This window comes from Methylobacterium sp. 1A (genome assembly GCF_058072805.1).
The window spans coordinates 3,377,445-3,389,847 of record NZ_JBYQVE010000001.1 but is presented as its reverse complement, the minus strand read 5'-3'; the positions used below and the strand labels follow the sequence as shown (position 1 = coordinate 3,389,847).

At 69.8% G+C, this 12,403-nt stretch carries 12 protein-coding genes and 1 tRNA gene; 9 read left to right on the top strand and 4 right to left on the bottom strand.

Translation table 11 applies throughout. The annotated features are described in order from the left end of the window. Window positions 1–158: 158 nt before the first annotated feature. The 3 genes from ACX9MN_RS16515 to ACX9MN_RS16505 form a co-directional block, all read right to left on the bottom strand. Window positions 159–296 carry a hypothetical protein gene (locus ACX9MN_RS16515; protein WP_020093244.1) on the bottom strand — a complete coding sequence of 46 codons (138 nt, stop codon included), beginning with the start codon at window positions 294–296 and terminating at the stop codon, window positions 159–161. A gap of 247 nt (window positions 297–543) precedes the next feature. Then, window positions 544–1,041 (bottom strand): hypothetical protein, encoded by a 498-nt coding sequence (locus ACX9MN_RS16510; protein WP_489724942.1) that lies wholly within the window; start codon window positions 1,039–1,041, stop codon window positions 544–546. Beyond that, window positions 1,038–1,541 carry a hypothetical protein gene (locus ACX9MN_RS16505; protein ID WP_489724941.1) on the bottom strand — a complete coding sequence of 168 codons (504 nt, stop codon included), beginning with the start codon at window positions 1,539–1,541 and terminating at the stop codon, window positions 1,038–1,040. The genes ACX9MN_RS16510 and ACX9MN_RS16505 overlap by 4 nt, the downstream gene beginning before the upstream one ends. Before the next feature lie 297 nt (window positions 1,542–1,838). On the opposite strand from ACX9MN_RS16505, the gene ACX9MN_RS16500 reads away from it, so the two are divergent. Together ACX9MN_RS16500 and ACX9MN_RS16495 are read left to right on the top strand one after the other, a co-directional pair. Beyond that, the gene (locus ACX9MN_RS16500; RefSeq protein WP_331327886.1) at window positions 1,839–2,168 is read left to right on the top strand and encodes a hypothetical protein; all 330 of its coding nucleotides are present in this window, start codon (window positions 1,839–1,841) and stop codon (window positions 2,166–2,168) included. Window positions 2,169–2,207: 39 nt separating this feature from the next. Beyond that, complete coding sequence (locus ACX9MN_RS16495) at window positions 2,208–2,426, top strand: hypothetical protein (protein ID WP_489724940.1); 219 nt, start codon at window positions 2,208–2,210, stop codon at window positions 2,424–2,426. A gap of 217 nt (window positions 2,427–2,643) precedes the next feature. Here the strand turns inward: ACX9MN_RS16495 and ACX9MN_RS16490 are convergent. Next, window positions 2,644–2,718, bottom strand: a tRNA-Val gene (locus tag ACX9MN_RS16490). A 476-nt stretch (window positions 2,719–3,194) separates the two neighbouring features. On the opposite strand from ACX9MN_RS16490, the gene ACX9MN_RS16485 reads away from it, so the two are divergent. The 7 genes from ACX9MN_RS16485 to cyoD all read left to right on the top strand — a co-directional run bounded on the left by ACX9MN_RS16485 (window position 3,195) and on the right by cyoD (window position 12,401). Beyond that, window positions 3,195–4,238 carry a hypothetical protein gene (locus ACX9MN_RS16485; RefSeq protein ID WP_091926348.1) on the top strand — a complete coding sequence of 348 codons (1,044 nt, stop codon included), beginning with the start codon at window positions 3,195–3,197 and terminating at the stop codon, window positions 4,236–4,238. Further along, window positions 4,238–6,424 carry a glycosyltransferase family 2 protein gene (locus tag ACX9MN_RS16480; protein ID WP_091978268.1) on the top strand — a complete coding sequence of 729 codons (2,187 nt, stop codon included), beginning with the start codon at window positions 4,238–4,240 and terminating at the stop codon, window positions 6,422–6,424. Before ACX9MN_RS16485 ends, ACX9MN_RS16480 begins: the two co-directional genes overlap by 1 nt. 168 nt (window positions 6,425–6,592) lie before the next feature. Then, on the top strand, window positions 6,593–7,924 hold the full coding sequence (locus ACX9MN_RS16475) for an MFS transporter (RefSeq protein ID WP_020093237.1): 1,332 nt from the start codon (window positions 6,593–6,595) through the stop codon (window positions 7,922–7,924). A 139-nt stretch (window positions 7,925–8,063) separates the two neighbouring features. Continuing rightward, window positions 8,064–9,296, top strand: a complete 1,233-nt coding sequence (cyoA, locus tag ACX9MN_RS16470) for a ubiquinol oxidase subunit II (protein WP_056523297.1) — start codon at window positions 8,064–8,066, stop codon at window positions 9,294–9,296. 75 nt (window positions 9,297–9,371) lie between these two features. Continuing rightward, window positions 9,372–11,372, top strand: a complete 2,001-nt coding sequence (cyoB, locus tag ACX9MN_RS16465) for a cytochrome o ubiquinol oxidase subunit I (protein WP_020093235.1) — start codon at window positions 9,372–9,374, stop codon at window positions 11,370–11,372. Window positions 11,373–11,376: 4 nt separating this feature from the next. After that, on the top strand, window positions 11,377–12,009 hold the full coding sequence (gene cyoC / locus ACX9MN_RS16460; RefSeq protein ID WP_020093234.1) for a cytochrome o ubiquinol oxidase subunit III: 633 nt from the start codon (window positions 11,377–11,379) through the stop codon (window positions 12,007–12,009). Next, window positions 12,006–12,401: a cytochrome o ubiquinol oxidase subunit IV gene (cyoD, locus tag ACX9MN_RS16455; RefSeq protein WP_020093233.1), complete on the top strand. Its 396-nt coding sequence runs from the start codon at window positions 12,006–12,008 to the stop codon at window positions 12,399–12,401. Before cyoC ends, cyoD begins: the two co-directional genes overlap by 4 nt. The last annotated feature ends 2 nt before the right edge of the window (window positions 12,402–12,403 follow it).

Genomic DNA, 12,403 nt, shown 5'->3' with positions numbered 1-12,403 from the left:
TGAGCCGGCCCTCGCCGCGAGGGCGTCCGGCGCGTCATAGCGCGCCGGGTGCCGTCCCCGGAAGCGGCCCGGGACGGGGCGCGGGGCCTCTCGGGGTCTCTCCGCCTCCGGAGGGCCGGTTCGGCGGGCGCCTCACGGCCGGAACCGGGATCCGGCGCTCACCACGTGCGCAGGTCGCGGGCGCCGGGCACGTCCGGACGCTCCTCTCGCTCCGGAGCGACGAAGCCCGCCCACAGCAGGGCCACCGCCCCGGTGAGGAGCGGAAGGGACGTGCTGAGGACGAGGCTGAGGGTCACGGCGATCCTGCCAGGCGGACGGTGTCGAGGCGACGAGATCAGAATTTCATATCCTGAGAATTGTTTTCGACGACTTAAGGCGAGTGCTCGTAATTGCGGGAACCTGAGGGAAATCTGCGCGGCCGGCCCGCGTCGCGGCGGCCATCGCGCGTGAGGGCGGCGTCGGACGCTCGGCCGAGGCCGACGCATCGCGGGTCCGCGCGATCCCGGCCGGATGTCCGGGCGACCGGGGCCGGTGCGCGCCGGCTCAGGGCTGATCCGCCGCTCCGGACAGGGCGCCGAACTCGTTGACCATGCACTCGTGCATCCGGCGCAGCCACGCCCGCGCCTCGGCCCGCTGGGCCTCCGCCCGTTCGGCCCGCTCGTCCGACGCACGGGCCTGCGCCTCGGCCCGCTCGGCCCGGGCGAGCGCCGCCTGCAGGAGCGCCTCGGCGTGGCGGGCCCGCTCCTCGGCCGCGCGGAGCGCCGTCTCGGCCGCCCGCACGGAACTCTGAGCCTCCCGGACGGAGTCGCGGGCGCTCGCCTGCAGGGCGCGGACCCGCGCCGCGGCGCCGCGCACGGCGGTCAGGGAGGTCGACCAGTCATCCTCGGCCGCCGGGGAGGCGGGCGTGGGGGATGCGGCCGCGGCGCCGGAGAACAGCGCCACGACCCGGTCGATCGGGTCGGCGTGGCCGTCGCGCGGCAGGGCCGGGTCGGACAGGGGATGGGGCGCCGTCGGCTCGGCCCACGCGCGGGCGGCGCTCATGCTGCGGCCTGCTCGGTGAGGTCCGAGAACTCGGACAGGATCGCCTGCTGGACACGGTCCAGCCAGTCCTCGGCCTGCCGGGCCCGATCCTCGGCGGCGCGGGCGCGGGCCTCCGCCGCCTTGGCGCGCTCCTCGGCGGCGACGACCTGCGCCTCGGCGCGCAGCTGGGCCTCGCGCGCCTGCATCTCGGCCATCCGGGCGCGCTCGTTGGAGGCGTGGACCTCCTCGCGGACCTGATCCAGCACCTGCTCGATCCGCGCCTCCCGCTCGCGCGCCTGGGCCTCGATCACGCGCGCTTGGCGGGCGGCGGTCTGCACCCGGTGGATCAGCGCGTCCCAGTCCCGCGGCGCGGCCGGCGGTGTCGGGGACTCGGCCCGCGCGTGCAGCGACGCGACGGCGCGCAGGACGTTGCCGAGGTCGGGTTCGGACGCGGCGCCGCGCTTGGCCTTGTCTGCGGTCCGGAACCGAGGATCGCTCAGAAGCCTCTGCAGCTCGCTCACGGATCCCCTGCTCCCTGTGTACGCGATTCTGATCCGACTAAGCTGTTTAGAATGGTTAACGAAGGATTAAACGACGGGCGATCGGGTATTGGACAATTGATGACGGCGGCCGATCCGCGCGCGGCGGCCACGGCCGGGCGGGCCTCGCGCCGGGCCCCGGATCGCCGGATCGAAGCCGGCGGCAGGATTGCCGGCGCGCTCGCCGGATGTGCTGTTTGATACGGAATTCGCGCACGGAATGACCGCGTATTCAGCTCATCGGTACGGGCTGAAATGGTTGTTCTGCAGGAGATCGCGATGGCCGGGAACCGCATGGACGAGGCCTGGAGGCCGGCCTTCAAGACCGGACAGATCTTCTTCGGGCACCCGCAGGAATGCTGTGACTGCCTGATCTGGGAGCTCAGGACATCCGGGGCGCGGATCGAGGTCCAGCCGGAGGCGGTGCCACCGCAGGCCGTCCGGCTCGTCTCGATCGCCCTGCTGCTGAACCAGGCCTGCGAGGTCGTCGCGCGCGAGGGCCGGACGATCGAGCTGAGGTTCTCCCCCCGTCCGGAGCCCGCGGGCGGTGCGCCCGACGCGACGCGGCCCGTGCTCGGCCGCACGCTGTTCCCGCCGCACCGGCCATAAGTCTCCCGCATCACCGCGAAGCACCCGAGGAGGTGCGTCATGACCGCTCCGCAAGTCATCGCAACGATCTTCTTCCTGGTCTCGGTCGGTTCGGCGACGACGCTGGCCCTCATGGCGGCGGCCTCGGCCGTGCTGGACGCGGTCGCGAAGACCTGCGACCGCGCGCGGCCGGGCGCGGGACGGGACCGCTCGCGCCGTGTCACGGAGGCCGCCTGTCGGCTGCGCCGCGCGGCCCTCGCCCGCGCCGCGATCCCGTAGGATCCCGGTCCCGCCGACGGGTCGGGCATCGGTTCTGCTCGAGCCTCGCCGTCTCGCCACGCGAGAGGAGGCACGAGCGACGCCGTGAGGGAGGAGCGGGCAGGCGCGATGCCAGAGGCCGCGACGGGTTCGGAGAACCCCTCTCGGTGGGCGATCCTGCCGTGACGTCAGTCTGGGGCGTTCAATCTGGAGACGGGCCGGGAGTCACGGCGTCGAATGGTGGAGACGACAGGGATCGAACCTGTGACCTTTCCCATGTCAAGGGAATGCACTACCGCTGTGCTACGTCTCCGTATCGACCGCGATCAGGTTCGTCGAACCTGCAAGCCATCGAAATAGTCCAGACTGCTCAGTAACTTATGAGAGTGCCGACTACCGTGTCAAGGTAGTGCTCTCCCGCCGAGCTGCGCGTCCGGGCCGGCGCCGTTCGGGCTCCGGTGGGCGGGGCCTATAGCGGCTGCCCGGCGAGGGCGCAAGCGGAACCTGCGTGATCAGGCCGATCGATCGCGTCCCTCAATGGTCCGGCCGCGGCGCGCGCCGACCCGATCGCCCCGCGCCGCGCGCGGATAGCGCATTCTGCGTCAATGGCTTAGAGACGGGGAGAACGAGCCGGCGGGGGCAACCCGCCGGGATCCGTCTCCGGGCCGAACGCGCCATGGTGCACGCCGACGGGAAAATGCGCTATGGCCCTGCCGCTCGGCATCCGGCCGCGCCGCGACACATGGCGGACACTCGGCGCCGGCATGCCGCCGCCTCACGCTTCAGGACATGCGCTACTTCATCGACCACGATCAGGGCGACTCGATCCGCGGCTGGATCGTGCCGGACAATCCCCTCGCCATCAGCCGGGTCGTGGTCGCGGTCGACGGCCGACGCGTGGCCGAGGTCCCGGCCAGCGTCATCGACGAGGCGTTCAAGCGCAACGGCTGGCACGCCACCGGGCAATGCACCTTCGTGGTCAGCGAGGCCGAGGTGCCGGGCCTGTCCGAGATCCCGCGGCTCGAACTCTACGATGCCGACACCAACGTGCTGGTCTACCGCCGCATGCCGGTCGAGGGTCAGATCCGGCTGCGGACCATGCTGATCAACACCGGCATCGAGCCCGAGACCGTCCTCCAGACGGCGCTCTTCCCGTATTTCCAGCACTGCTACTTCGGCATCCACAAGCTGCCGGACGAGATCCTGAGCTGCGTCCTGGCCGGCCCGGCCGCCCCGTCGGCCTTCCTGTCGGGCGCCGTGACCATCCCGCGCTACGAGAACTTCATGACGCCGGACCTGATGGTCACGGCCATCCTGCTCCAGGAACCGCAGATCGAGATGGCGGCCCGGATGCGCTGGCTGAAGGCCCGGGCCGCGGATGCGGCCGATCCGGCGCGCAGCTGGCGCCTGGGGCCGCTGGCCGAGGCCGCCGCCTTCGCGGACGGGTACGACTTCTCCGACGTGAAGAGCCTCAAGCGCTTCTTCCGGATGCTGCCCGAGCCCGCCTACCGGCTGCTCTACAACCCCCTGACCCGCCAGCTCGGGACCCGCATGCCGGACGACCGGCTGCATCCGGGCAACTCGATCGCGGCGATCGAGATTCTCGCCCGGGTCGGGATCGTCGGCCACAAGACCCGGTTCCCCGCCTTCGCGTCGACGCTGTTCGACCGCCTCGGGATCGGCGCGCCGATCCCGGCGCTGCCGCCGGTGCCGGCCGAGACGCTGGCGCTGGCCGAGCGCCTGAAGAGCGTCAAGGCGGTCGAGGACATGATCGTGTTCGACGTGGCCATGTCGGATGCCGTGAAGGCCTCGGTCGACAAGAGCTGGAGTTGATGGTGCGTTCGACCGGGCCGGCGGTGCCCGAACTCCGCCTCCCGACGGCGCAGGTCGCGGGGCTCTGGGGCAAGCGGCGCGCCCTCCCGGCGCGGGCGGGCTCCGACGGGCTGCGCGTCGCGCTGCCGGATCTCGCGGGCCGCTGGGTCGAGATCATCCTGTCCAACGACCCGGCCGAGGCCCGCGACACCCTCCCCGACATCAGCTTCGTCGGTCCCGACGGACGGGCGGGCACGCTGCTGCCGCAGGAGGCCCGGGGCGGCGGCGCCTTCGCGTGGATCGGCTGCCTGCCCGAGGACGTCGTCGAGCTGCGCGTCGCCGACCCGGCCGGGCGCGTCCCGGTCCGGCTGCGCCGGATCGCCGTGCGCCGCCTCGCCCGGCCGGTCCTGGCCGCCCGCGGGCTCCTGCGCGATCCCGGCCTGACCGTGCAGGCCTTCACCTGGCGGATCCTCGGCAAGAAGGTGCGCGCGCGGGGCTTCCTCGGCCGGGCGCTGCGCCACCGGCGCGTGAGCGGCTACGAGGCCTGGCTCGGGACCCACACCCTGCGCCGCGCGGAGCGGGACGGGATCGCCGCCGAGATCGCCGCCTGGACCGATCCGCCCCTGATCTCCGTGCTGATGCCGGTCCACGATCCGGACCCGAAGGTGCTGCGCGCGGCCCTGGCCTCGCTGCGGGCGCAGCTCTACCCCCACTGGGAACTGTGCGCCGTGGACGACGCCTCCACGCGCCCCGAGATCCCGCGGATCCTGAGCCGGGCGGCCGAGGCCGACCCGCGCATCCGCGTCCTCGCCCGGACGGAGAACGGCCACATCGCCCGGGCGACCAACGACGCGCTGGGCATGGCCCGGGGAGCGGTCTGCGCCTTCATGGACCACGACGACGCGCTCACCGAGGACGCCCTCTACGAGGTCGCCCGGGCGCTGCGCCGCGACCCGGGCCTCGTGCTGATCTACAGCGACGAGGACAAGATCGACGGGCGCGGCCGGCGATTCGACCCGCACTTCAAGTCCTGCTTCGACCGCGAGCTGCTCTACGCCCAGAACTACATCAACCACCTCACGGTCGTGCGCACCGAGGCGCTGCGCGCCGTCGGCGGCCTGCGCCCCGGCTTCGAGGGCAGTCAGGACCACGACCTGCTGCTGCGGCTGACCGACGGGCTCGACCCCGCCCGCATCCGCCACATCCCGCGGGTGCTCTATCACTGGCGCGCCGCGCAGGGCTCCGGGACCTTCTCGGACCGGGCGCTCGCCCGGGCGGAGGCCGCGCGCCTGCGCGCCCTGGAGGAGGTCGTGGCGCCCTGGGGCGGCCGCGCGGAGCGCGGTCCCGGCGGCTTCAACCGCCTGGTCCGGCCGCTGCCGGCGTCGCCGCCGCGGGTCTCCGCGATCATCCCGACCCGCGACCGGGCCGAGATCCTGTCGGTGACCCTCGACGGACTGCTCGGCGCGACCGACTACCCCGACATCGAGGTGATCATCGTCGACAACGACAGCCGCGAGCCGGAGACCGCCGCCCTGTTCGCCCGCTACCGGGACGATCCGCGGGTGCGCGTCGTGCCGGTGCCGGGGGCGTTCAATTTCTCGGATCTGTCGAATCGCGGCGCCGCCGCGGCCACCGGCGCGGTGCTCCTGTTCCTCAACAACGACATCGAGGTGCTCGAGCCCGGCTGGCTGGCCGAGCTGGTCCGCCACGCCGTGCGGCCGGAGATCGGGGCCGTCGGGGCCAAGCTCCTCTACCCGGACCACACGATCCAGCACGGCGGCATCGTCCTCGGGATCGGGGGCGTGGCCGGCCACAGCCATCTCGGCGTCGCGGACGCGGATCCGGGCTATTTCTGCCGCATGGTCATCGCCCACGAGGTCTCGGCGGTCACCGGCGCGTGCCTGGCCATGCGGGCGGACGTGTTCGCGGAGGTCGGCGGCTTCGACGCGCAGGCCCTGAAGGTCGCCTTCAACGACGTCGACCTCTGCCTGAAGATCCGCCGGTCCGGCTACCGGATCGTCTGGACCCCCTTCGCGAAATTGATTCATCACGAGTCGAAGAGCCGCGGGGCCGAGGACACGCCGGAGAAGCAGAAGCGCTTCGAGGGCGAGGTGCTGACCATGCTCGACCGCTGGGGCCCGGAGCTGCGTGCCGACCCCTATTACAACATCAACCTGTCACGGAATTCCGCCCATTACCGCGTGTGAGCGGTCCTCACCCGGTGGCGACACCGGTGGTCGCGACCGCGCGGTGCTATGCATGCGTCAGTGGGTAAACTTGCGTCCGGAGCCGGTTGCGGTACCTCTGGACATGCCGCAAGAGGCAGTTCCGGCCAAGGCGTCCCCACGGGCGCGCGGCGAGGGCGACAATCAGAGATGAGTGCGAACACCCCTACGGTCGCGGGCCTGGAGCGCGACGCCCAGCAGGCGATGGGAGACCACAAGGTCCACCCCAACGAGATCGCTATCGGCGTGGTGATCGGACGCGCGTCCGAATACTTCGACTTCTTCGTGTTCGGCATCGCCTGCGTGCTGGTCTTCCCGAAGGTGTATTTTCCCTTCGTCGACCCGCTGAAGGGCACCCTCTACGCCTTCTCGATCTTCGCCCTCGCCTTCATCGCCCGGCCGCTCGGCACCGTGCTGTTCATGGCGATCGACCGGCGCCACGGCCGCAGCGTCAAGCTGACCACGGCCCTGTTCCTGCTCGGCGGGTCGACGGCGGCGGTGAGCTTCCTGCCGCGCTACGACAGCATCGGCATCTCGGCGGTCTACATCCTGGCCGGCCTGCGGATCCTGCAGGGCCTCGCCCTCGGCGGCGCCTGGGACGGCCTCGCCTCGCTGCTCGCCATGAACGCCCCGCGGGAGCGCCGCGGCTGGTACGCGATGATCCCGCAGCTCGGCGCGCCTTTGGGCTTCATGGTGGCGAGCGCCCTGTTCGCGTTCTTCATCGTCAATCTCGACGAGGCCGATTTCATCGACTGGGGCTGGCGCTTCCCGTTCTACTGCGCCTTCACCATCAACGTGGTCGCGCTGTTCGCCCGGCTGCGCCTCGTCGCCACCGACGAGTTCGCCCGGATGATGGACCTCGACCGGCTGCGCCCGGTCCCGGCCCTGGAGCTGTTCCGCCACCACGCCGGCGACGTGGTCCGCGGCGCCTTCGTGCCGCTCGCCGCCTTCGCGCTGTTCCACCTCGTGACGATCTTCCCGATCGCGTGGCTCGCGCTGAACAGCACGACCCGCTCGCCGGGCGAGTTCCTGATCGTGCAGTTCTCCGGCGCGATCGTGTGCGCCGGCGCGGTGGCGGCCTCGGGGCTGATCGCCGACCAGATCGGCCGGCGCAACTGCCTGATCATGAGCAGCTCGCTGATCGGCTTCTTCGCCGTCGGCAGCATCATCGCGCCGCTCCTGTTCGGCGAGAGCGCCATCGGCCAGACCATCTACGTCACGATCGGCTTCATGCTGCTCGGCCTCGCCTACGGCCAGACCGCGGGAGCGGTGAGCGCCCGCCTCGGCAACCGCTACCGCTACACCGGCGCGGCGCTGACCTCCGACTTCGCGTGGCTGATCGGGGCCGGTTTCGCGCCCCTGGTGGCCCTGTTCCTGTCGCAGCGCTACGGCCTGGCGATGATCGGCGTCTACCTCCTCTCCGGCGCGGTCTGCAGCCTCGTGGCCCTGTTCACCGACCGGTCGGAACTGCGCCAGATGTGAGTCGGCGGCCGGCGGCGCAGGCCGCCCGGCCCGCCCGTGAGCTGACTGGAACGCCGCCTCGCGCGGTACGGCAGAAGCGCCGCGGCAGCGGCATGGCAGAAGTGCCGCGGCAGCGGCCTGGGATGACGAGACGCGTGCTGTGACATCCACGATCCATCGACCGGACAGGACCGACACCGCGACCCGCCGAGGCGGTCGCGCTCGGCGCCTCCTGCCGCTCCTCGCCCTGCCGCTCCTGACCCTGCTCGGCGGCTGCAACTTCGTGGTCCTGCACCCGGCCGGCTACGTCGCCGAGCAGCAGCGCAACCTCGTGCTGGCGGCGACCGGGCTGATGCTCCTGATCATCGTCCCGGTGATCGCCTTCACGCTGATCTTCGCGTGGCGCTACCGCGCCAGCAACCAGGACGCGGTCTACGATCCCGAATGGCACCACTCGACGCAGCTCGAGGTGCTGATCTGGACGGCGCCGCTGATGATCATCATCGCCCTGGGCGCCCTCACGTGGATCGGGACCCACACCCTCGATCCGTTCCGGCCGCTCAGCAAGATCGACCCGAAGCGCGACGTCCCGGCCGGGACGGTGCCGCTCGAGGTCGAGGCCGTGGCCATGGATTGGAAGTGGCTCTTCCTCTACCCGCAATACGGGATCGCCACGGTCAACGAGCTGGCCGCGCCGGTGGACCGGCCGATCCGCTTCAAGATCACCGCCACCGACGTGATGAACACGTTCTACGTGCCTACGCTCGCCGGCATGGTCTACGCGATGCCGGGCATGCAGACCCAGCTCCACGCGGTGATCAACCGTGAGGGCGCCTACGAGGGCCGCTCGGCGCATTACAGCGGCGCCGGCTTCTCCAACATGTTCTTCAAGTTCCACGGCCTGACCGACGACAAGTTCGACCAGTGGATCGCCAAGGCCAAGGCCGAGGGCGGCGAGCTGACCCAGGAGGCCTACCTGAAGCTGGAGGAGCCGAGCGAGGCCGAGCCGGCGCGGTTCTACAAGTCCTACATGAAGGGCCTGTACGACCGGATCATCGGCATGTGCCCCCGGCCCGACCAGATGTGCGTCGGCGAGATGGCGAAGATCGACGCGCAGGGCGGCGCCACCGGCGCGGAGGCCGCGGAGAACTACGCGCGTCTCCGGTACGACAACCGGCTCGCCGAGCGCGGCGTCGAGGGGCCGGGCGCGACGGCGCCGGCCTCCGGAACGGCGCCGCACGGCCAGACGCAGCCGCAGGGCATGCAGCCGCGACCCGACATGGGCAACCCGGACGTCCGGGGCCAGACGACGCCGCCCGACGCCACGGGCCAGGGCTCCGGCGGGGGTCGGAGCGGGGGCATCCAGATCGCCCCGAAGCAGCTGAACCAGTGAGGCCGCGCGTGCTGACAGCGGACTCCACACACACAACCGGCGGTCGCCGTCGAACCCACTGAACGGGCCGATCCCATGTTCGCAAACCTGGACCTACAGCAGCTGCTCGTCGGGCGATTCACGATCGAGCAGATCCCCTATCACGAGCCGATCCTGCAGGGGACGTTCGCCGGCGTGGCCGTCGTCGGCCTCACCGTGCTCGGCGTCATCACCTACTACCGCTTCTGGGGGCCGATGTGGCGTGACTGGATCACGTCCATCGACCACAAGAAGATCGGCATCATGTACTGCATCTTCGCGGGCATCATGCTGCTGCGCGGCTTCGCCGACGCGATCCTGATGCGCTCGCAGCAGGCGGTCGCGTTCGGCGACCAGCAGGGCTTCCTGCCGCCGCACCACTACGACCAGATCTTCACCGCCCACGGCATGATCATGATCTTCTTCGTGGCGATGCCGTTCGTCACGGGGCTCATGAACTTCGCCGTGCCGCTGCAGATCGGCGCCCGCGACGTCGCCTTCCCGTTCCTGAACAATTTCAGCTTCTGGATGACGGTCGCCGGCGGCATGCTGGTGATGGTCTCGCTCTTCGTCGGCGAGTTCTCCCGCGCCACCTGGCTGGCCTACCCGCCCCTCTCGGGGGCGGCGATGAGCCCCGGCGTGGGCGTCGACTACTACATCTGGGCCCTGCAGATCGCCGGCATCGGGACGCTGCTCTCAGGGATCAACCTGATCGCCACCATCGTGAAGATGCGGGCGCCCGGCATGACCATGATGAAGCTGCCGATCTTCGTCTGGTCGTCGCTGTGCACCAACATCCTGATCGTGGCCGCCTTCCCGATCCTCACGGCCGTTCTCGCGATGCTGTCGCTCGACCGCTACGTCGGCACGCACTTCTTCACGAACGACCTCGGCGGCAACGCCATGCTGTACTTCAACCTGATCTGGATCTGGGGTCACCCGGAGGTCTACATCCTGATCCTGCCGGCCTTCGGCGTGTTCTCGGAGATCACCTCGACCTTCTGCGGCAAGCGCCTGTTCGGCTACACCTCGATGGTCTACGCGCTGGTGGTGATCACCATCCTCGCCTACCTCGTGTGGCTGCACCACTTCTTCACGATGGGCTCGGGCGCGGACGTGAACTCCTTCTTCGGGATCACGACCATGATCATCTCGATCCCGACGGGCGCGAAGATCTTCAACTGGATGTTCACGATGTACCGCGGCCGGATCCGGTTCGAGGTGCCGATGCTGTGGGTGGTGGCGTTCATCGTCACCTTCGTGATCGGCGGCATGACCGGCGTCCTGCTCGCTGTGCCCCCGGCGGACTTCGTCCTGCACAACTCGCTGTTCCTGATCGCGCACTTCCACAACGTGATCATCGGCGGCGTGCTGTTCGGCATGTTCGCCGGCGTGACCTTCTGGTTTCCCAAGGCCTTCGGCTTCAAGCTCGACGAGTTCTGGGGGAAGATGGCCCTCGTGTTCTGGGTGACCGGGTTCTACGTCGCCTTCATGCCGCTCTACGTGCTCGGCCTGATGGGCGTGACCCGGCGCATGCAGCACTTCGACGACCCGTCGCTGCAGATCTGGTTCGTGATCGCGGCCTTCGGCGCGGCGCTGATCGCCTGCGGCATCGCCTCGCAGATCATCATGTTCGTGGTCTCGATCCGGAACCGCGACAAGCTGCGCGACCTCAGCGGCGACCCGTGGGGCGGCCGGACGCTGGAATGGTCCACCTCCTCGCCGCCGCCGGACTACAACTTCGCCTTCACGCCGGTGGTCCACGATTCCGACGCGTGGTGGGACATGAAGAACCGCGGCTTCGACCGCCCGCTCAAGGGCTACCGGCCGATCCACATGCCCAAGAACACCGCGGCCGGCGCGATCCTGGCGGCGCTGAACTTCACCTTCGGCATCGCCATGGTCTGGTACGTCTGGTGGCTGGCGATCCTCAGCTTCGTGGCGATCTTCGTCGTGGCGATCGCCCACACCTTTAATTACAATCGCGACTACTACATTCCCGCCGACGTCGTCAGTCGGACGGAAGGTCAGCGGACGCGCGAACTGGAGATGGCGTGATCCGATGATGCACGCGGAGACTGCACCCCCCGGCGCCGCGGCGCCGGTCTTCTACCAGACCGACGAGGAGGGCCATCATTCCGAGGGCTCGACCATGCTCGGGTTCTGGCTCTACCTGATGAGCGACTGCCTCATCTTCGCGACCCTGTTCGCGACCTACGGGGTGCTCGGGCGCAGCTACGCGGCCGGCCCCACCCCGAAGGAGCTTTTCGACCTGCCGGGCATCGCGGTGAACACCGCCATGCTGCTGTTCTCGTCCATCACCTACGGCTTCGCCATGCTGGAGATGGACCGGGACCGGGTGAAGCAGACGCAGATCTGGCTCGCCATCACCGGCCTGTTCGGCGTCGCCTTCGTGGCCCTGGAGATCCGCGAGTTCGTCCACCTGTTCCACGAGGGCGCGCCGCCCTGGCGCAGCGCGTTCCTGTCCTCGTTCTACACCCTGGTCGGGACGCACGGCCTGCACGTCTCGATGGGCATCCTGTGGCTCGTCGTGCTGATGGTGCAGGTCAGCAAGCGCGGCCTGATCGTCGAGAACAAGCGCCGGCTGATGTGCCTGTCGATGTTCTGGCACTTCCTCGACCTGATCTGGATCGGCGTCTTCACCGTCGTCTACCTGATGGGAGTGCTCGAATGAGCGCCGACGTTCACAACGCCGCCGCCGGGCACGGCCACCACGACGCCCACAGCGAGGGCGGGCACGGCACCTTCCAGAGCTACATGACGGGCTTCGTCCTGTCGGTGATCCTGACGGTGATCCCGTTCTGGCTGGTGATGGGCAACGTGCTCGACAACAGCCTCGTCACCACCCTGGTGATCCTGGCGCTCGGCGGCGTCCAGATGGTCGTGCACGTCATCTACTTCCTGCACATGAGCACGAAGTCGGAGGGCGGCTGGACCTTCATGGCGCTGATCTTCACCATCACGCTGGTGGTGATCATGCTCGCCGGCTCGGTGTGGGTCATGTACCACCTCAACCACAACATGATGCCGATGGATGCCCACGACGTCATGAAGAACGCCCGCTGAGC